The 20,253-nt window shown below is 62.8% G+C and carries 17 protein-coding genes; 6 read left to right on the top strand and 11 right to left on the bottom strand.

All coding sequences use genetic code 11. The features are described from left to right. The first annotated feature begins 135 nt into the window (after positions 1–135). Positions 136–2,010 carry an alpha,alpha-trehalase TreF gene (treF, locus tag RW095_RS20980; RefSeq protein WP_317018093.1) on the top strand — a complete coding sequence of 625 codons (1,875 nt, stop codon included), beginning with the start codon at positions 136–138 and terminating at the stop codon, positions 2,008–2,010. 37 nt (positions 2,011–2,047) lie between these two features. Here the strand turns inward: treF and RW095_RS20975 are convergent, their stop codons facing one another. The 3 genes from RW095_RS20975 to RW095_RS20965 form a co-directional block, all read right to left on the bottom strand. Then, complete coding sequence (locus RW095_RS20975; protein WP_317018091.1) at positions 2,048–2,944, bottom strand: MipA/OmpV family protein; 897 nt, start codon at positions 2,942–2,944, stop codon at positions 2,048–2,050. A 418-nt stretch (positions 2,945–3,362) separates the two neighbouring features. Further along, positions 3,363–4,106 (bottom strand): peptide-methionine (S)-S-oxide reductase MsrA, encoded by a 744-nt coding sequence (gene msrA / locus RW095_RS20970; RefSeq protein WP_317018089.1) that lies wholly within the window; start codon positions 4,104–4,106, stop codon positions 3,363–3,365. Between the two features lie 157 nt (positions 4,107–4,263). Beyond that, on the bottom strand, positions 4,264–4,791 hold the full coding sequence (locus RW095_RS20965) for an Lrp/AsnC family transcriptional regulator (RefSeq protein ID WP_317018088.1): 528 nt from the start codon (positions 4,789–4,791) through the stop codon (positions 4,264–4,266). A 160-nt stretch (positions 4,792–4,951) separates the two neighbouring features. On the opposite strand from RW095_RS20965, the gene RW095_RS20960 reads away from it, so the two are divergent. After that, positions 4,952–5,968 carry a 1-aminocyclopropane-1-carboxylate deaminase gene (locus tag RW095_RS20960; protein ID WP_128596931.1) on the top strand — a complete coding sequence of 339 codons (1,017 nt, stop codon included), beginning with the start codon at positions 4,952–4,954 and terminating at the stop codon, positions 5,966–5,968. A gap of 60 nt (positions 5,969–6,028) precedes the next feature. On the opposite strand, the gene RW095_RS20955 is transcribed toward RW095_RS20960, so the two are convergent. Continuing rightward, positions 6,029–6,919, bottom strand: coding sequence for a LysR family transcriptional regulator (locus tag RW095_RS20955; protein WP_317018086.1), 891 nt, complete (start codon positions 6,917–6,919; stop codon positions 6,029–6,031). A gap of 181 nt (positions 6,920–7,100) precedes the next feature. On the opposite strand from RW095_RS20955, the gene RW095_RS20950 reads away from it, so the two are divergent. Beyond that, positions 7,101–7,826 (top strand): pirin family protein, encoded by a 726-nt coding sequence (locus tag RW095_RS20950; protein WP_317018084.1) that lies wholly within the window; start codon positions 7,101–7,103, stop codon positions 7,824–7,826. Positions 7,827–8,008: 182 nt separating this feature from the next. On the opposite strand, the gene ahpF is transcribed toward RW095_RS20950, so the two are convergent. The 3 genes from ahpF to prpR all read right to left on the bottom strand — a co-directional run bounded on the left by ahpF (position 8,009) and on the right by prpR (position 12,455). Then, the gene (gene ahpF, locus RW095_RS20945) at positions 8,009–9,601 is read right to left on the bottom strand and encodes an alkyl hydroperoxide reductase subunit F (RefSeq protein WP_317018083.1); all 1,593 of its coding nucleotides are present in this window, start codon (positions 9,599–9,601) and stop codon (positions 8,009–8,011) included. A 166-nt stretch (positions 9,602–9,767) separates the two neighbouring features. Further along, the gene (ahpC, locus tag RW095_RS20940; RefSeq protein WP_020067922.1) at positions 9,768–10,331 is read right to left on the bottom strand and encodes an alkyl hydroperoxide reductase subunit C; all 564 of its coding nucleotides are present in this window, start codon (positions 10,329–10,331) and stop codon (positions 9,768–9,770) included. Between the two features lie 123 nt (positions 10,332–10,454). Further along, complete coding sequence (gene prpR / locus RW095_RS20935; protein WP_317018081.1) at positions 10,455–12,455, bottom strand: propionate catabolism operon regulatory protein PrpR; 2,001 nt, start codon at positions 12,453–12,455, stop codon at positions 10,455–10,457. Between the two features lie 207 nt (positions 12,456–12,662). On the opposite strand from prpR, the gene RW095_RS20930 reads away from it, so the two are divergent. The 3 genes from RW095_RS20930 (at position 12,663) to RW095_RS20920 (ending at position 15,839) form a co-directional block, all read left to right on the top strand. After that, positions 12,663–13,544 (top strand): isocitrate lyase/PEP mutase family protein, encoded by an 882-nt coding sequence (locus tag RW095_RS20930; RefSeq protein WP_317018080.1) that lies wholly within the window; start codon positions 12,663–12,665, stop codon positions 13,542–13,544. A 390-nt stretch (positions 13,545–13,934) separates the two neighbouring features. Continuing rightward, positions 13,935–15,374 carry an MFS transporter gene (locus RW095_RS20925; protein WP_317018079.1) on the top strand — a complete coding sequence of 480 codons (1,440 nt, stop codon included), beginning with the start codon at positions 13,935–13,937 and terminating at the stop codon, positions 15,372–15,374. Between the two features lie 84 nt (positions 15,375–15,458). Next, positions 15,459–15,839, top strand: coding sequence for a GNAT family N-acetyltransferase (locus RW095_RS20920; RefSeq protein WP_317019915.1), 381 nt, complete (start codon positions 15,459–15,461; stop codon positions 15,837–15,839). A gap of 42 nt (positions 15,840–15,881) precedes the next feature. On the opposite strand, the gene RW095_RS20915 is transcribed toward RW095_RS20920, so the two are convergent. The 4 genes from RW095_RS20915 to RW095_RS20900 all read right to left on the bottom strand — a co-directional run bounded on the left by RW095_RS20915 (position 15,882) and on the right by RW095_RS20900 (position 19,334). Beyond that, the gene (locus RW095_RS20915; protein ID WP_317019914.1) at positions 15,882–16,769 is read right to left on the bottom strand and encodes a 2OG-Fe(II) oxygenase; all 888 of its coding nucleotides are present in this window, start codon (positions 16,767–16,769) and stop codon (positions 15,882–15,884) included. 56 nt (positions 16,770–16,825) lie between these two features. Further along, entirely contained in the window at positions 16,826–17,305 is a 480-nt protein-coding gene (locus RW095_RS20910) for a nuclear transport factor 2 family protein (RefSeq protein WP_317018077.1), read from the bottom strand. Positions 17,306–17,437: 132 nt separating this feature from the next. Then, on the bottom strand, positions 17,438–18,886 hold the full coding sequence (locus RW095_RS20905) for a nicotinate phosphoribosyltransferase (RefSeq protein WP_317019913.1): 1,449 nt from the start codon (positions 18,884–18,886) through the stop codon (positions 17,438–17,440). Between the two features lie 148 nt (positions 18,887–19,034). Further along, entirely contained in the window at positions 19,035–19,334 is a 300-nt protein-coding gene (locus RW095_RS20900) for a hypothetical protein (RefSeq protein ID WP_317018075.1), read from the bottom strand. Positions 19,335–20,253: the final 919 nt, after the last annotated feature.

Below are 20,253 nucleotides of genomic sequence, written 5' to 3'. Positions count from 1 at the left end.
TGCGTGTAGCACCGCGCTCGGCCTTGCTGGGAAAGGCCGCGCAGATACGCGCAACTTGCCGGGGCGCGCGCGGTCAATGTTGCGACAATGCAATTTCGCTTACCCATTGATGCCTCGACGTCCTTTCTCCAGCCGATGACCGATCACGCCTTCGCCGCTTTTACCCGTCTCCGATTGCGTAACGCGCTGACTGCCCGGCGACTTGCTTCGCCTGGTGCCACGCTTATTGCCGCGCTCGCCGCCGCGCTTGCCGCCGCGCTCATGCTGCAAGCGTCCCTCGCGGCTGCTGCCCCGGCTGCCGATGCAGCGCCGCGAGCGAGCGGTATCACGCACGTCGCAGTGCATGTCGAGCCCCCCGTGCTGGCGTCGCCGGTTGTGCCAGTGCCGCCCTCCGAGCAATACCCCGACCTCTATCGGGACGTGCAACTCGCTCACCTCTATCCGGACAGCAAGACCTTCGCCGACATGGTGCCGCTCGCGCCGCCGGCACAGATCGCCGCTGCGTATGAAACCGCGAAGCAGCAACCGGGCTTCAACCTCGGCGACTTCGTGAAACGCAATTTCACGCTGTCCGTTCGTACGGCGAAGAGCTATGTCTCCGATCCCAACCAGGACGTGGTGAGTCATATCGATACGCTGTGGAATGTGCTGCGCCGTGAGCCGGATGCCACGGCGAGTCCGTGGTCCTCGCTGCTGCCGCTGCCCGATGCCTACATCGTGCCGGGCGACCGCTTCGACGAGATCTACTATTGGGACTCGTACTTCATCATGCTGGGTCTGGAAGCGAGCGGACACCATGCGTGGGTCGTCGACGATCTGAAGAACTTTGCGACGCTGATCAATCGCTACGGCCATATACCGAACGGCAATCGCACTTACTACCTGAGCCGCTCGCAGCCGCCGTTCTTCGCGCAGATGGTGCGGCTCGTGGCCGAGAAAGACGGCGACGCCGTGTACGCGCAATACCTGCCGGAACTGCAACGCGAATACGCTTACTGGATGGACGGCAGCGAGGGGCTAGCCGCCGGCCATGCAAGCCGCCATGTGGTGCGCCTCACGGACGGCTCGCTTCTCAACCGTTACTGGGACGAACGCGCGGCGCCGCGCGACGAGTCGTATCGCGAAGACGTCGCGACCTCGCAGCAAACGCCGCAACGCAATGCGGACGATTTGTGGCGCAATCTGCGCGCAGGCGGTGAAACGGGCTGGGATTTCAGCTCGCGCTGGTTTGCCGACGGCAAGACACTTGCCACGGTCGACGTGACGTCGCTCGCGCCGATCGACCTGAATTGCCTGATCGTCGATCTCGAACGCGCGCTCGCGAAGGCGTACCGCGTGCGCGGCGACGTCACGCATGCGGAGAACATGTCGCAGCGCGCCGCCACGCGAGCCGACACGATTCGACGCGTGCTGTGGGACCCGCAATTGCAGGCATTCGGCGACTACGACTTCGTGCATCGCACGCTCACGCACAGACTCACCGCGGCCACCGTTCATCCGTTGTACACGGGGGTTGCGAGCCGTCAGCAGGCGAAGGCCGTCGCCGCGACCTTGCAGCGCGAGCTGCTGCGCCCAGGCGGCCTTGCTACCACCAAGGTCGCGAGCGGTCAGCAATGGGACGCGCCGAACGGCTGGGCGCCGTTGCAATACCTGGCGGTGATCGGCCTGCGTCGTTATAGCGAACCCGCGCTCGCGCAAACCATCGCGACGCGCTGGATCAGAACCAACGTCTCGTACTATCAGCACACAGGCAAGCTCGTCGAAAAATATGATGTGGACGCGGCGTCGCCCGGTGTGTCCGCGGGCGGCGGCGAGTATCCGTTGCAGGACGGCTTCGGCTGGACGAACGGCGTGTTGCGTTCGTTGCTCGCGCTGTATCCGCAAGCCGCGGGCACTTCACGCCCGAGCGATATTCCAGCCGGGCCGGCGGGCGTATCGGCAGCGGCAGCGTCTGCCGCCGCCGCGTCCAAAAACACGCACCGGCTACAGGGCACGCGCGTGAATCCGTAACCGTGGCGGTTGCGCAACCGCGACGGTCGCACTTCGCTCAGAACCGGTAGTTGATCGATACGTCCGCAACGCCATTGCCTTTGCGGTGCGTGATCGGACTATTCCCGGCGCTGCCGACGAGTTGCTGGAAAGCGCCGTCGGCGGTAGCGAACCAGTGCTTGTCGAATAGCCATACTGCACTGATGCCGAAGCCGACCGACTTGAAACCCGCACTCGCGTGGTACTGCGAGTAGTTGGAATGGGCGGCCTGGTTCTGATTCACGCCGAACCAGCTATTCATATAGGTGGAGTCCGCGAGCGTCACGTTGGGGCCGGCAAACCAGAAGAATTTCTTCGAGCTGCCCGGCATCGGCATGTACGCGCCGAGATCGCCGATCCATCCATTTGAACCGCCGAAATAGCGGCGCACGTCTGCACGCAGCACGAGCGGAAAGTCTCTCGACACGACGTACTCGCCCGAGAGCTTCAGACCCGGCGCCGGATTGATGTTGCCCAGACCGTTCAGTTCCTGCGGATCGTCGTGAGCGCGACGACCGAGGTCGTAAACCACCGCGAGGCTTGCGCGCCAGTTCTCGCCTTGCGCGAAGTTGCCCCCGAAACCTTCGCCGCTCGACAGGAAGAACAGATCTTTATAACGCACGTCGATGCTCGGTCCCGCCATCAGGTGATACCGCTCCGAGCCTTCATAGCGTGGCTGGAAAGACGTCGCGGCGCCGACGCGCACCTGCCAGTCGGGAATGTTCGGCTGCCACATCTTTTGCAGCGGAATGCCGACCGAGTATTGCCACTCGCCCAACGGCGAAGGCGTTTGCGCCGACGCGCCCCCCGGTAGCGCGGCGAGGCCGCCTATAGGGATGGCCACCAACGAAGTAGCCGCGATGCCTGTTTGTTTATTGCGGATCTTGCCGATCCGCTTTCTACGGCTGTTCAACACCAATGCCTCCAATCTCGCGTATCGCGAAGAGGGTTTATCTTTTTCGCCCAGGCTCACCCGCGCAGCGCAAGAGCCCGGCCGACCGCCGCGTTGCTACGCGCAGCATGTAAGTTTTTCAGCAACCGACACGCATTTGCACGGCAAAACGCGCACGATTGAGAGTCTGCCCACAGCAGGAACAAGCTTCCTGCAAAGGTATTCGTCATAACAGACTATGCGAAAGTTTTGCCGACGGACGTGCTAGTGCAAGCTATGGGCCTACGTAGTGGAGGCACGCCTCGACCGCGTTGCAGCTGTGCAAGGCGGGCCTCCGTTGAAGGCTGCGGGCTGCGCTCGTCGTTAGAAAAGCATTGGGATGAAAGCGCCGCCGCAGCGACGGCGCGCCTACACGCGAACAACGGGCACGACGTCAACCTCTCTATTGCGCTGCCTGAACGAGCACCGGCGTGTCGCGATACAGATTGGGGAACATACGCTTCAGATTGGCCACCTTCGGCATGTCATAGAGCGCGATGTACGCCGAGTTCGGATGCTGCGTCAAATAGTTCTGGTGATAGAACTCCGCGGGGTAGAAGCCTTTGAACGGCTCCGCCCTGGTCACGATCGGCGCTGCGAACGCATGCGCCTTCTCGAGTTGCGCGATGTAGCCCTGTGCGACGCGCCGCTGCATATCGTTCAGGGGAAACACCGCTGAACGATATTGCGTGCCGCTATCCGGCCCCTGGCGATCGAGTTGCGTCGGGTCGTGAATCACCGAGAAATACACCTGCAACAACTGGCCGTAGGTGACCTGCGTGGGGTCGAACGTGACCTGCACGGATTCCGCGTGGCCGGTCGCGCCGCCACTGACCGTTTCATACCTGGCGGTGTCGCGCTGGCCGCCCGAATAGCCCGACACCGCCTGCGTCACGCCGCGCACATGCTGGAACACGCCCTGCACGCCCCAGAAGCAGCCGCCTGCGAACACGGCGGTTTCCTCGTGAGCCGTGGCTGCGGCGACCGGCTCATCGAGCGCGGGCGGCGCGATCGCTACCGCGCCCTCAGATGAAAATGCCATTCGTTGCGCCAGCAGCAGCGCGAGCGCGCCGAAGCCAACGGAGAGTGAAAGCCTGGCCGCGCGCGAGCGGACGCGCTTGCCGTCGATATGTTTGTCCATGTTCATGATGTCCTGTCCTGATTCCGCCTTCGTAAAGGCACGCGGTTCACTCTTGCCGGCGCGGGTTGCGTATGACTCGAGTGTCCACAGTGTTAGTCGCACATGCGCCGCGTTAATGACAGCATGCGCGCCTTTCTCGCTTCGTGCCTGATCACGACGAGCCTCAGAGCGGAAATCGGGTGGTCGACAAAATCTCCTTGAGCACCATGAACGAGCGGATCTGCCGCACGCCCGGCAAATAAAGCAGCTGTTCCGCGTGAAGACGATTGAAGCTGTCGCTGTCGCGCGTGCGGATCGTCATGAAGTAATCGAATTCGCCGGTCACGACGTGGCACTCCATGCAACCCGCCACTTTCTGCGCGGCTTTCTCGAACTCGGCAAACGATTCGGGCGTTGAGCGATCGAGCACCACGCCGATGATGACGAGCATGCCGGCGCCCGCTGCTTTCGGGTCGATCAACGCGACAACGCCACGAATCAACCCCGATTCCTTGAGCCGCTCGACTCGCCGCAAGCAAGCGGGCGCGCTCAGTTTCACCTTCGCAGCGAGAGCGACGTTCGAGATCGACGCGTCCGTTTGCAATTGACGCAGGATCGCCCGGTCGATGCGATCGAGCGATTGGAGCGGATCTGCGTGGGTGCTTGCCGTGACGCGCGTTGCCGCGAGGTTGCGAACTTTTGTTTTGTTCATTCGGAGTTATGCACAATTATGATAGGTGTTCTGCATTGTCGCACTACCAAAATTTCGCCTGCGTGAATTTCTTCGCAAGCTCATTTCCCGGCGTTTTTTCTACCATGTGTTGAACGCGGCTCCCGCTCACCGCGCCGAACTCACCGACCACGGAGATACCATGAACCTGCAACGATTCCCCCGCTATCCGCTCACTTTCGGGCCGACACCCATCCAGCCGCTCAAGCGGCTCAGCGATCATCTGGGCGGTAAGGTGCATCTCTATGCCAAGCGCGAGGATTGCAACAGCGGCTTCGCGTTCGGCGGCAACAAGACGCGCAAGCTCGAATACCTGATTCCCGAAGCGCTCGCGCAAGGTTGCGACACGCTGGTGTCGATCGGCGGCATCCAGTCGAATCAGACGCGCCAGGTCGCGGCCGTGGCCGCGCATCTCGGCATGAAGTGCGTGCTCGTGCAGGAGAACTGGGTCAACTATTCGGACGCGGTGTACGACCGCGTCGGCAACATCCAGATGTCGCGCATTCTCGGCGCGGACGTGCGCCTCGTGCCGGACGGCTTCGACATTGGTTTTCGCAAGAGCTGGGAAGACGCGCTCGAAAGCGTGCGCGCCGCCGGCGGCAAGCCATACGCGATTCCGGCAGGCTGCTCGGACCATCCGCTGGGCGGTCTCGGCTTTGTCGGTTTCGCAGAGGAAGTGCGCCAGCAGGAAGCGGAACTCGGCTTCAAGTTCGACTACATCGTGGTGTGCTCGGTGACGGGCAGCACGCAAGCGGGCATGGTGGTGGGTTTCGCCGCCGACGGCCGCGCGGATCGGGTGATCGGCATCGACGCGTCAGCGAAACCGGCGCAGACCCGCGAGCAGATCACGCGAATCGCCAGTCGAACCGCCGAGAAAGTGGGCCTCGGGCGAGATATCACGGCAAACGACGTCGTGCTCGACGAACGCTTCGGCGGCCCCGAATACGGTCTGCCGAACGACGGCACGCTGCAAGCGATCCGCCTATGCGCCCGCCTGGAAGGCGTGCTCACCGATCCGGTGTACGAAGGCAAGTCGATGCACGGAATGATCGACATGGTGCGCAACGGCGAATTTCCCGAGGGCTCGCGCGTGCTCTATGCCCATCTTGGCGGCGTGCCTGCCCTGAACGGCTACAGCTTTATCTTCCGCGACGGCTGATCGCAGAGCCATGCAGCGGCCCGAGTTCGTTCTCGAACGTTGGGCCGTTGCTGCTGATAACTACGTTGCAAGACGCTTTTTCAGATGCTTGCGCAGAAAGTCGACGAAAGCACGAATGGTCAGCGAGCTTTGCCGATGCTGAGGGTAGACGGCATAGACACCCGTCGGGCTCGGCAGGAATTCATCGAGCACCGTGACCAGCTGGCCGCTTCGGAGCGCGTCGGCGACAATAAAATCAGGAAGCCGAACTATTCCGAGCCCGGCCACCGCCGCATCGCGGATCAGGTCGCCATTGTTGGCGCGCAGCGGCCCGTGTACCTCAAAGCCCTTCAACGCGCCCTCCACTGCAAAATCCCACGTCACCACGCCGCCGTGCCCGTACAGCAGGCATGAATGGCGCGCGAGATCGGCAGGCGTGGCGGGCGCGCCGCGACGGCGCAGATAGCCCGGGCTGCAACACGCGACGAGACTCACATCCACCAGTTTTTGCGCGATGAGCGTGGAATCAGGCAACACGCCGATTCGTACAGCCATGTCGAAGCCCTCGCCGACCACGTCGACGGTGCGGTCGCTCAACTCCATGTCGAAGCGCACGTCGCCATGCTCGCGCAGAAAGTCCGCGACGAGCGGCGACAGATGCATCATGCCGAACGACATCGGCGCGCTCACCTTGAGCAGCCCACGCGGCCCGGCTCGCCGCAGCGACATGGCCTGCTCCGCTTCCTCCACCTCGCCCAGGATGCGTTTGGCCCGCTCGTAGAACTCCTGCCCCAGCTCCGTGACGGCCAGCTTGCGCGTGTTGCGGACGAGGAGCGGCACGCCGAGCGCTTCTTCGAGCGCCATGACGCGACGGCTGACGAATTGCTTCGACAGCGAGAGGCGCTTTGCGGCAGCGGTGAAGTTGTGAGCGTCGACCGCAGCGACGAAGATGCGCATGTCATCGAGTTGCATTGGTTATTGTCCACTTTGACGCGACGGTGTTTCCATTTTCCTGCCGATTATAGCCCTCGGAGTTGACCTAAACTGTCGTTCATGGATCACGGACAAGCACTTGCCCGGATCGCCCGCAACGCAAGTTGCATGGACCCCAGAACATGCGCTTCACGCAGACTCTGGTCGACAGGAGAAAAAGATGCTTGAAATCAGACATGCCAATCAACGCGGCCGCGCGGAACACGGCTGGCTCAGTTCGCGTCATACGTTTTCGTTCGCGAACTACCATGATCCGAAGCAGAACGGCTTCTCCGATCTGCTCGTGATCAACGACGACCGTGTCGCACCGGCCCAAGGCTTCGGCAAGCACCCGCATCGCGATATGGAAATCTTCTCGTACGTGCTGGAAGGCGCACTTGAGCATAAGGACACAATGGGCACCGGCTCGGTGATCGTGCCGGGCGACATCCAGTTGATGAGCGCGGGAACCGGGGTGGCGCACAGCGAATACAACCATTCGAAGAGCGAGCCGGTGCACTTTCTGCAGATCTGGATAGCACCGGCGCAAAAAGGCACCCCGCCGCGCTATCAGCAACAGCACTTCAGCGCGGACGACAAGCGCGGTGCGCTGCGCCTCGTTCTGTCGCCGGACGGCGCGAACGGTTCGCTGGTGTTGCAACAGGACGCACGCGTTTATGCCGGACTCTTCAACGGCGACGAAACCGCGCAACTGCATCTGGCGAGCAACCGTTATGCGTACGTGCATGTGGCGCGCGGCAGTGTGACGGTCAACGGCGTGGAACTCGGCGAAGGCGACGGCGCCCGTGTGCGCGGTGAGGAAGCGCTGACCTTCGCCCACGGCCGCGACGCGGAAGTGCTGGTGTTCGATCTGCGCGATAACGAAGTGTCGGAGTTGTGGGCCTAAGCCGTTCGCCTCCAGAGGCTTATGCTTGAGCAAGAGCCGCCCGGTTTCACAACCGGGCGGCTTTTTTGCGGCTTGCGCCGGCTCTCAACGCAATTTGCCGGGGAGCCGTGTACACATCCGCCCACCAAATAAAAACGGCGGCCCGCGGGCCGCCGTCGTTCACTACATGCGAAGCCTTATCGTCAAACCGCAGCTTCGGCTTCGACCTCGCTAACGGCTTCCGTTTCCTCGCTGTTGCGGATCAGATGATCGAACGCGCTGAGCGATGCCTTCGCGCCCTCGCCGACCGCAATCACGATCTGCTTGAACGGCACCGTGGTTACGTCGCCGGCCGCGAACACGCCCGGCACCGACGTCGCACCGCGTGCGTCGACGACGATCTCGCCGTGCTTCGACAACTCCACCGTGCCCTTCAGCCACTCGGTATTCGGCACCAGACCGATCTGCACGAATACGCCTTCCAGTTCGACGCTCTTCACTTCGCCCGAACGCAGGTCCTTGTAGACGAGACCGTTGACCTTCTTGCCGTCGCCGGTGATTTCGGTAGTCTGCGCCTGCGTGACGATGGTCACATTAGCGAGGCTGCGCAACTTGCGTTGCAGCACTTCGTCGGCACGCAGCGTAGCGCCGAATTCGAACAGCGTGACATCACGGACGATACCCGCGAGGTCGATTGCCGCTTCCACGCCCGAGTTGCCGCCACCGATCACCGCGACGCGCTGGCCCTTGAACAGCGGTCCATCGCAGTGCGGGCAGTACGCCACGCCGTGATTGCGGTACTCGCGCTCGCCCGGCACGTTGATTTCGCGCCAGCGTGCGCCCGTGGCGAGAATGATCGTTTTGGCCTTCAGCACCGCGCCGTTCGCGAGACGCACCTCGTTGATGCGACCGGGGATCAGCGCTTCGGCACGCTGCACGTCCATGATGTCGACTTCATACGTTTTCACGTGCTGTTCGAGCGCCGTGGCGAACTTCGGCCCTTCGGTCTCCGTTACGGAGACGAAGTTCTCGATAGCCAGCGTGTCGAGCACCTGACCGCCGAAGCGTTCCGCGACAACGCCGGTCGCAATGCCCTTGCGCGCCGAATAAATCGCGGCAGCCGCGCCGGCGGGGCCGCCGCCGACGATCAGCGTGTCGAACACCGGCTTCTTTTCGAGTTCCTTCGCGGCACGCGCACCGGCGTTGGTGTCGAGCTTCGCGAGGATTTCCTTCACGCCGCTACGGCCCTGGCCGAACACTTCGCCGTTGAGAAACATGGTCGGCACAGCCATGATCTGGCGTGCGTCGACTTCGTTCTGGAACAGCGCGCCGTCGATCGCCACGTGGCGAATGCGCGGGTTGATGAGCGCCATTACGTTCAGCGCCTGCACGACTTCCGGGCAGTTCTGGCACGACAGCGAGAAATACGTTTCGAATTGATAGTCGCCGTCGAGACTGCGGATCTGTTCGATCACCGCGTCGTCGAGTTTGACCGGATGGCCTCCGACCTGCAGCAATGCGAGGACAAGCGACGTGAATTCATGCCCCATCGGAATGCCCGCGAAGCGGATGCCGATGTCCTTGCCCGGCTCGCCGATCGAAAACGACGGCTTGCGTTCGCTGTCATCGCGACGCTCGATCACGGTGACGCGTTCCGACAACGTCGCGATATCGTTCAGCAATGCCAGCAGCTCTTGCGATTTTGCGCTGTCGTCAAGCGACGCGACGATCTCGATAGGCCTGCTAACCTTTTCGAGGTACGTTTTCAACTGAGTCTTGAGATTGGCATCAAGCATGGCTATTCGATTCCGTGACGATGGGGTGTTGGGTTCCCGGTCCCGCTCGTGTCCGATAGGACACGGGCGAATCGGGGACGCGCGAACCGCTGTATGAAGCGGCCCGCACGCCGATGCGCCGCGAAGGCGCTACAACTACTGCCTGAGGCTTTGAAGCTGCTAGACCTTAGATCTTGCCGATCAGGTCGAGCGACGGGGTCAGCGTTTCAGCGCCCGGCGTCCACTTGGCGGGGCAGACTTCACCCGGATGCGCCGCGATGTATTGCGCAGCTTGCACCTTGCGCAGCAGTTCGCCCGCGTCACGGCCGATGCCGTTGTCGTGGACTTCGCACAGCTTGATCTCGCCTTCCGGATTGATCACGAACGTGCCACGCAGCGCCAGACCTTCTTCTTCGATCAGCACGTCGAAGTTGCGCGAGATTGCGAGAGTCGGGTCAGCGATCATCGGGTACTTGATCTTCTGGATCGTGTCCGACGTGTCGTGCCACGCCTTGTGCGTGAAGTGCGTGTCGGTCGACACGCTGTAGATTTCAACGCCGAGCTTCTGGAAATCGGCGTAGCGATCGGCCAGGTCACCCAGTTCGGTCGGGCAAACGAACGTGAAGTCGGCCGGATAGAAAACGAAAACCGACCACTTGCCCTTCAGGCTTTCTTCAGTGACGGTCACGAAATCGCCATTGTGATAAGCCTGTGCCTTGAACGGTTTGACTTGACTATTGATGATCGGCATTTACTGAGTCCTCTTTCTGAGTGGTTGGAAAGTGGAGTCAGTATGTCAGACAGCGCTTAATAGGTAAAGTGGATTGTTTTAATTATATTGATAGATTTGTACTATCTGATCCGGCCCCGCCGGCTATCGCACGCCTTCTGCTTTCAGCAGCCGCCAGAGCGTAGTGCGTCCGATGCCCAGCGCCCGGCTTGCCGCTGCGCGGTTGCCGCCGCAGCGTTCGAGCGCCTTCAATACGTCGTCACGGCTTGGCGCGACGCGGCCGGCGCCCGAGGTGGCGGCATCCGCGGAAGTTTCGGTAAGCCTCGCGCTCACGCCTGCATGTCCCATACGGCTGAATTCGGGGAAGAGCGCCAGCAAATCGGGCTGGATGCTGCCGTCCGGATCGTCGCGCTGATCACTTGCAGCATCGCCGAGATAGATCGCTGCGCGCGCCAGCAGATTTTCCAGTTCGCGTACGTTGCCCGGCCACGCGTAGCGCTCGAAGAGCGGCGCCAGAAACTTCAGCGCGCGCCCGATCGCCGCTTCAGACAACCCATATTGGAGCGCACTGCGGCTTAACAAGTGCCGCGCGAGCGGAGCGACGTCCGCGCGCCGCTCGCGCAGCGGCGGCAATTCTATCTGAAGCAGATTCAGACGAAAATACAGATCCGCGCGAAACGCGCCCTCGTCGACGAGCCCGTGCAGGTCGCGGTGCGTGGCGGCTATCACCCGCACGTCGATGGGCGTCGCGCGGCCCGAGCCGAGTTTCATCACCTCGCGTTCCTGGAGCACGCGCAGCAGCCGGCTTTGCAGCGCGGGCGGCATTTCGCCGATTTCATCGAGGAAAATGGTTCCCGTGTGGGCCATTTCGAACAGGCCCGGCTTGCCACCGCGCCGCGCGCCGGTGAACGCGCCTTCCTCGTGGCCGAACAGTTCGCTTTCGATCAGCCCCTCAGGCAGCGCCGCGCAATTGAACGCGACGAAGGGATTGCCGCGCCGTGGGCTCGCATTGTGGATGCCCTGCGCGACCAGTTCCTTGCCGGTGCCGCTCTCGCCGGTCAATAAGACGGTGGCGTCGTGCGCCGCGCCGGCCCGCGCGAGCCGGCGCACACGTTCGAGCGCCGCCGACTCGCCGATCAGATCGTCCAGCCGATGCCGCGCAACCAGATGCTTGGGCCGCTGACTGGTGCGCAGCGACCGGTCGATCCGCTGTGCAACCAGCGCGTCCTGCGCGGTCACGACGAACCCCGAGCGCGCGCCCTGCTCGACTATCGGCACACAATTGACGATCACCGAACGCTCGCCGATCTGCTCGACGCGCTCCTCGAGCGCGCCGTCACCTTGCAGCGCCTTGCGCAGCCACGGGCCGATCGTCCGCGCGAGTTGCGCCGGGAGGTCCCGGTCGCGCTCGAGGCCCAGCAGATCGAGCATGGCCGGGTTGACGGCTTCGAGCTGACCGGCGTCGTCGAAGGCCGCCACGCCGTCGCGCAGATGCGCCACGATCGTGTTCAGGCGCACGCGCTTGGACTCCTTCTGCCGGCTCACGCGCGCCAGTTCGACCGAGCGCTCGAATGCTTCCTCGACGGCGCCGAGCGAGTACAGGAACACGCTTTCCAGACCCGCCTGCTGCGCCAGATCGCAAGCCATGCCCGGTCCGATGATCACGCGACAGCCTTCGGCGGCGAGGTTACTCACTGCGGTTCTGACTTCATCGACCGAGCGGTACCCGCGCTGTTTCATGCCGACGCTCAACCAGCCGCTGAGATCGGCCAGTTCATGCGAGATCGTTTCGTGCAGCACGAGCCCGATCGGCCCGCTGGGCCAGAGGGTGGTGGCGCGGGTGATCGCGCTCAGCACGTCGAAGCCGTTCACCTTCACCATGACGACCGGCACGCTCAGGTGGTCGCGCAAATAGGCGCCGTTCGAGCCCGCCGCGAGGACGACGTCGACGGAGCCCGCATCGAGGTGCGCCTGTAGCGCGGTGACAGCCGCGCCATAGCCTTCGCGGATCGAGAAAAATCTCGCGCGGCCGGCGTAGCGCGGCGCAATAGTCTCGCAAAGCGACTCCAGGCGACTGATACTGACTAATGCAATGCCCGGGCGGGCCGGATCTGCGTTGATAAGAGACGGAGCAAAGGTCGACACGTGAGACGCTCCAAGACAGAAAGTTGAAACGTTCCGCGAAACGTTTCATGGAACGCTCACGTATTCTGCCACGAAACGCCGGCCGCGCGCTCGCCTCACCCAAGCGCTTGATTCCGCTTGGATAGTTCCCCGCGCCCAGGTATTGGCATACTTTCTGCAACTTCCAGCCCGTTCGCCTTACTCACCTTTTCCCCGGAGACAACCGTCATGACAACTTCCGCCACGCGCCGCGCCGCCTTCCGCGCCAAGGTCAACGAGCGCCAGGGCCTGTTGGTGCCCGGCGCCTTCAATGCGATGAGCGCTCGCGTTATCGAGGACGCAGGTTTCGAGGCGATCTACATCACCGGCGCGGGCGTCACCAACATGTCGCTCGGCTTGCCCGATCTCGGCTTCATTGGTCTCGCCGAAGTCGCCGAGCACACCGCGCGAATCCGCGATGCGGTCGCGCTGCCGCTGATCGTCGACGCCGACACCGGCTTCGGCAACGCGTTGAACGTACGCCAGACCGTGCGCGTGCTGGAACGCAGCGGCGCCGACGTCATCCAGTTCGAAGATCAGGTGATGCCGAAGAAGTGCGGCCACTTTTCCGGCAAGGAAGTGATCGGCACGAGCGAAATGGCCGGCAAGATCCGCGCGGCGGTCGACGCCCGCGAGGACGGCAATCTGCAGATCATGGCGCGCACCGACGCCGCGGCCGTCCACGGTATCGAAGACGCGATCGAGCGCGGCCATCGCTTCATCGAAGCGGGTGCCGACATTCTCTTCATCGAGGCGACGGAGTCGCTGGCGGACATCGAGCGTTTGCCCTCGCTGTTCGACAAGCCGCAGCTGATCAACATCGTGATCGGCGGCAAGACGCCGGTGCAATCGCGTGAAGCGCTCGGGAAGCTCGGCTACGGCATCGTGTTATATGCGAACGCCGCTTTGCAAGGTGCGGTGCTCGGGATGCAACGCGCGCTCGGGACCCTGAAGGGCAACGGCCGCCTCGACGAGGACGCGACGCTCGTCGCTCCGTTCAGCGAGCGCCAGCGTCTCGTGAACAAGCCGTTGTACGACCGGCTGGATCGCGAATACGCGGCGAAGGACTGAACCGCGCGTCGCATCGAAACGTGTTTGCTGACAGCGGCGCACGGCACGCGCCGTGCTCTGCGTGAGTGGCGCGCTTTTTTGGCCGGGGCGCATTTCATTTGTCTGTGCCACGCTCGCCGATGCAGCGCTCGTGATTGCGATAGGATTCAGGGCCGGCGATATATCACCGCGATACGCGTCCCGGCGCTCGTCATTCCGCTCGCGGCATGACCGACGCGCTGCCCCGGCCCCGCTCCTGTCGCTCGTCCGCTTTGTATGGACGGCGCAAACACGTCTTCGAAAGGTAGTCGAAAACATGAAGTGCATAGCATTGCGTATCTCGCGTGGAATTCGCCCGGGCGTTCGCGGCCTTCACGACGCACGCGCGCGCGCGCTGCCGGGAGCCGTGCAATGAACGCGAGCAGCACGCCTCTGAAGCATGCCGCCTGGTTGCCGTATATCGTCGCGGCGACGTTTTTCATGGAATATCTCGACACCACGGTGATCGCGACTGCGCTGCCGCAGATGGCGCACTCGTTCGGCGTCGGGCCCAACAGCATCAGTCTCGGCATGACGGCCTACATGCTGGCGCTGGCGATTTTCATCCCCGCGAGCGGTTGGGTTGCCGACCGCTGCGGCTCGCGCACCGTGTTCTTCAGCGCGATCGGCGTGTTCACGGTCGCCTCGGTGCTGTGCGGGCTGTCGCAGAACGTCGCGGAATTCACCGCCGCACGTTTGCTGCAAGGCATCGGCGGCGCGATGATGGTGCCGGTTGGCCGGCTGATCGTGGTTCGCAGCACCGAAAAAAGCCGCATGATGCAGGCCATTTCAACGATTACATGGCCCGCGATTGCCGCGCCGGTGATCGGCCCGCCCGTCGGCGGCTTCATTACCACGTATGCGTCATGGCGCTGGATTTTCCTGCTCAATGTGCCGTTCGGTCTCGTGGCAATGGCCGTGGCGCTCGCGTTGGTGCCCAACCTGCGCGGCAGCGAACGCAAGCCGCTCGACGTGGTCGGTTTGCTGCTCAGCGGCACCGCGCTCACCGCGATTCTGTACGGCGCGGAACTGGCGAGCCAGCCCGCCGAGAACCCGTGGATAGCCGGGGCGGTCATCGCCGCCGGTCTTTTGGTGGGCGCCGTTGCGTTCCAGCATGCGAAGCGGCATCCGCATCCGTTAATCGACGTTTCCACACTGAAGATCCCGACGTTTTCAGTGACAGTGATAACGGGCTCCTTCACGCGCATTGGCATCGGCGCCGTACCTTATCTGATGCCGCTGCTGTTCCAGGTCGGCTTCGGCTTGTCTGCGTTCAAGTCGGGACTGCTGCTGCTCGCCAGCGCGCTGGGCAATCTCGGCATGAAAGCGCTGACCACGAGGATCCTGCAGCGTTTCGGCTTCCGTATGGTGTCGATCGTCGATGTAACCGTGGCGGGCATCTTCATCATTGCGTGCGGGTTGCTGACGCCGGACGTGCCGCTTGCGCTCGTGCTGATCGTTGTGTTCGTGTACGGCGTTGCGCGCTCGATGCAGTTTTCGACACTCGCCACCCTTGCCTACGCCGACGTCGCGCAGCCGCAAATGAGCGCGGCCAGCACGCTATGGAGCGCGGCGGCCCAAATGACGATAGGCCTCGGCATTGCGTTCGGCGCGGTCTCGCTGCGGGCTGCGGCGTTTTTCAACGGCGAGACGACCGGCCGCGTGTTCACGCTCGACGATTTCCGCCTCGCGTTTCTGCTTGCGGGCGTCCTGACGCTCGTGTCCGTGATCGGCTACATGGGTCTTTCACGCGATGCGGGCCAGAGCATCGGCGGCGGTTCGCGCGGCGCGGAAGGTCCCGCCAAGGGTTAACGGACATCGGGAGACGGCGTGGCAACCCCTAACGAACTGAGCGAACTGAGAATCTCCAGCAACAAGGACGAACTCGACATCGCAATGGTGCACGCGTTTCTGTCGCAGGAAACGCCGTGGGCGAAGGGCATGCCGCGCGAAACGCTCGAACGCGCCATTGCCGGGTCGCTGTGTTTCGGTGGCTATGTCGCAGGCAAGCAGGTCGCGTTTGCGCGCGTCGTCACGGATCACGCGACTTTCGCGTACCTGTGCGATGTTTTCGTGCTGCCCGAGTATCGCGGCAAGGGATACGCGCACGCGTTGCTCGCGCAACTCTTCGCGAGCGAGTCGCTGCAGGGCTTGAGAAGAATCATGCTGGCGACCACAGACGCGCACCACGTGTATCGCCCGCACGGGTTCGAGGCCTTGTCGAACCCGGCGCTTTTCATGGAAGTGCACGACCCGGACGTTTACCGGAGCAATTGAGCAGGGAGTTCGAAGGCGCCCCTCGCGCCCCTTGGTACGGAATCAGACGTACGCGCGTTCGCGCACCCACTTCGTCATGATCCACTTCTCGCCGGCAAGCACCGGCGCGCCGCCGTGCAAGGTCAGCGGATCGAGTTGACGCTGGCCGTTCATGTAGCGGAAATACACGGCACCGCCCCGGTTCGCCGCCACCGACAAGCCCGCTTCAGGGAAAATCGTTTCGCCGCCTTCGGGCACGTCGTTCAGATAGATGACGAGCGTAGCCACGCGCTGGCCGCCGCGCGCCGTATGTACCGCGCTGCCCGGTTGATCGGGCGGGAAATAGTCGAAATGCGGCCGGTATTCGCCGGTCGGGCCATAGTGCAGAACCTGCAGACCTTCGCCGTTCTCGACCGGCCAGTTCATCAGGCTTGCAATGCGCTGCTCCAACCGTTCGATCAACGCGTCTTCTCCGCGTTGATACCAGATGCCCTCACTCGTCCGGTTGCGGATCACGTCTTCGCGACCGGTCGCGGGATTGACGGTGGTCGATCGTTTCAGCCGATGTCGCGAACGCTCGATCATCTCGCTGCATTCTTGCGCGGACAGCACGTTCGCGAACACGATCACCTGCGGCCGCTCACAGCGCGTCAACACCTGCACGTCGCGGTCGTGGGCGCGGATCGTGTTGCCGCGCGCGACCGGCGCGTCGTCGTACCGGTACGCTTGCGGCGCCTTTTGCGGCAACGCGGCCTCGGTGCCGCCCGCCGCTGAAACCGGCGCCGTTGCTGCGCTCGTCATACTCGAGCGGAAGGCGGCGCGCACTGATTCGCGGGCTGCGTCGGCGGCAAAACCCGCTTGCGTCATGGCCTCGATCATCGAGTCCATCGTGCAGCCGCGCGCTGCGTTGGTGCGCAGCCATTCGTGCCATGCGGCATCCACTACCGGCATACCTGTCCCCGCTGATGGATGAAACAAGGATACTGCATCGGCCCGAACCCTCGCGTTCAGGTGTTATGGTCCTGGCGCCGATAGAGCGCGAGCCCTCGTCTCGCCCGCGAACGGATCGAGCGATGCACGAGCGGCGACCATCCGAGCAGCGCGCCTCGTGCGCCTAACGCCTGACGCATCCACGCCCACAAATCGAAACTGTCGCGATGCTCGACGATCAGCCCATCGCGGAACGCAAAGCGCGCATCGATCTGGTTGACCACCGGGCGGCCGGTCTGGCTGAACACGTAGCCTGCCGTCCAATGCGCGCGGCCGCTATGTTCGTCGGCTTCGATGCTGTCGAATGTCAGCGAAAAATCCTGCGCGCGCGTGACGAGCATGCGCCACATGTCGCGCACTTCGTCGCCGTGCAATTCACCGAATGCGGGGTCGCTGAATACGACGTCGTCGGCGTAGCAGGCAATCATGGTGTCGGCGTCGCGCCGCTGGAACGCGGTGTAGAAGCGCTCGATCAGTTCAGTGTTGGAATGGCTCATTGTTCTGGTATTTGCGTTGCCTGTATTGAAGCGCGTGTCGAAGCCGTGTCGAAGCCGTATCACAGCCCGCGATGACCGCGGTTCGCCGGATTGTATCGAATCATTGCGCCTGCGGGCCTGGATGCGCAGCCGCTATGCTTCGTGCGCATGCGCGCGAGCGCGGATCTCCGACAGCGATACGTCGACCAGCAGTTTGCCGGAATCGAACACGGTGATCATCGCATCTTCCCAATCGGCTTCGCCTGAGTCCGCGTCCACAGTCGGCGCGAGCGGCAGCGTCGCCGTGCGATAGTCGCCCGTTCGACGATTGCGCAACAGCGTGAGGCGTCCTTTCATCGAGCGTTTGGTCATGTCCGTGACCGGATCTTTCGACACATCGTGCCATGCGTCGCCGAGGCGGATCGCCGAGCACTTCATCGCAAAGCGCTGCGTGTCGCGATTGATTTGCTGCAACAGCGCGCCGCCCATGCCGAACACGATGTTGTCCGCCGCGAAACCCGCATGGTCCATCGCGGCGAGAATGTCCTCGAGCGAGTCGGGATTCACGCCGTCGCCCTGTATTACTCGCACGTTGTTGAGCACGCGCCGCCCCTTGCTGTTCAGCGCCGATCCAAACGACGCCTCCAGCGCATGCAAAGTCTGCAACACGATAGTCTGCGGATCGCCCGAATCCGGCCTGATTACAAGCGTGCCGCCGGACTCGAGCACGCCCTGCTTCAGATCGGTGCCCCAAACCTTCAGCGCGGCGTACAGATCGTAGGAGTCGGATACCACGGAAACGATTGCGCCCGGCCTTGCGAACTTCGCGATCATGTTCCGATACGCGTCGGTCTCGCGCTCGCGGCCCCACGAGGTGATCGTGCTGTGCTCGGCGGCCGGCACCGAAAAAGCCGCCATGCTCTCGTTGTAATAATGGTTGGCGGCGACCACGCCGAGTACCGTGTCCGAGCCCATGAAGCTCACGAGATGCGCGGCGCCGCCGATTGCCGCCGACTCCGCGCTCGACACGCCGCGCGCACCGAAGTCGTGCAGTTTGAACGGCAGTTGCGTGAGGTCGTCGCTCGTCTTTGCCAGATAGGCGCGAATCGTCTTGCGCAGATGCCAGCTTTGCGTCGCTACCGTGATCGGATACCACACGCGCAACAGCATGGTTTCCAGATATGAGGCCAGCCAGAATACTTGCGGATCGTCGCATTCGACGGTGACGAGCACGTTGTGCGTGGGCACCACCGAGCCCTCGGGCACTGCGCGAATCCGCACCGGCAGATACCCGTTGTGCCGCTCGACGATGTGACGCCAGCCGGCTTCGTTGAACGGCTCGCCATGCGCGCTGAAAAACGCCTTCGCCTGTTCGATCATCGCCGCTGTGACGGGCCGGCACAGATACTCCTTGATCAGCATCTGCAAGCCGAAAAAGAGCGTGCAATCGTAGCGCCCGCCGCGCGATTCGATGTACGAGAACATCGCCGACGCTTCGGGCGGGTACTGCAGATAGTGCGATGCCTTGTACGAATCCGTGTTGAGAATCGGATTCGAGAGGATCGAAGAAACGCCGCTAAAACCGCTGGAATCGTTGGCCATGAAGGACGCCGCGCCCGGCTCGCTGACTGTGGCTGGCTTTACATGATGCCACGAAGCGTGAAGCGGCCATCGCGCGGGCGCGACAATTTCAGCGTCCATTCATCGTTCGTGATACTCGCGCGAGCCGCCCGCAACTCACGAACAGCGCTCAATCCGATTCGCCGTATTCCCGCTGACGGATTTTCGAATCGCGATCGTAGTTCCTGTCATGCGAAACCGGCATCTCGTATGCATCGTGCAACGCTGGGCGCTGGATCTCCGCCTGCGCCTTGCGCTTCATTGCGTCGGCGATAACGAGCGTGAGCAGATCAACCGGCGGCGCGGCAAATAACGCGCGCGGCGCACCGGCGTGCGCCCGGTAACGAAGACGGATAACTTTTGCAATATGTGCCGTGGCTGGCCGGTCGTGGCCTGGCCCGCAGACCGAGTCGATAACGTGTGCTTTCATGACATCCCCGTTCGGTGACATGCCGACGGCTGCATGGCAGCCTTCCAGGTCCGCCGTGCTCACGCAATACACGCGAACACGGCGCCCGGTCCACCTCGCTTGTACGCTTCTCTGTGGAAGCTCTGGCCTTCTCCCCGTTTCGTCGCGCCGGTTGGTCCGGACCGTGCGCTGCCCCTTCCCTGTTTGCATGTCGCTCGCGCAAACGTTGCCGCGCGAGGTACCTGTCGTTATGTCTCCACCACGTCCACCTCCACAGACGAAAAAATCGACGAGGTCAGAGCTTTGCGTCGTCGGGTGGCGAAACAACCGTTTCGCATCGGTCATTCGCCCCGTGTTATGTGACGTCCGCTTGCCCATGGCCCCGTCGCAGCCTCGTAGGACGCATTGGCTTTCCCCGGCCGCGTCCTCGAAGTCGTTGTGCCGCCGGTCGTTTTTGACTTCCCCTCTCCCTCGCCGACCGGCAGCAACAGATTCGCTGTGACTCGCTTATTGCAATGGCTATGCCATGCATGCCGAAGTCCTGCCGCGCGGGGCGTTTGCCGGCACGCGCGGCTATCGCCGGTTTTTCGTCGACGCGCCGAAGCTCCAATGATTCGTATTCGAGACGCTTTTCGAGGCTGCGGCCGCGTGTAAAACGCAGATTGAACCCACGGAATACGCGCTTTGCATAAGCGTCGAATCCGGCTACACCGCGCCCCTTCGCGGTTTGCGTTCAAGTTCGGATCGAATCTGCCGACATAGCAGCACATGGAGGCGGTCGAGATGCGGTCGAAAACGCACTGTCGATTCTGTTGCATTGCTGAAACATCGAAAATGGCGGAATGGACATGCGCTTGCGGGGTTCGCTCACGCGCTTTGTACTCCACCGCGCATAACGGGGCTTGACGTGTCGTGTCCGAACGGCTTCTGGTTATCCGCG

Origin of the sequence: Paraburkholderia kirstenboschensis (assembly GCF_032806925.1) — a bacterium.
Classification (GTDB): domain Bacteria; phylum Pseudomonadota; class Gammaproteobacteria; order Burkholderiales; family Burkholderiaceae; genus Paraburkholderia; species Paraburkholderia kirstenboschensis.
This window is presented reverse-complemented; position numbering and strand designations above follow the sequence as displayed.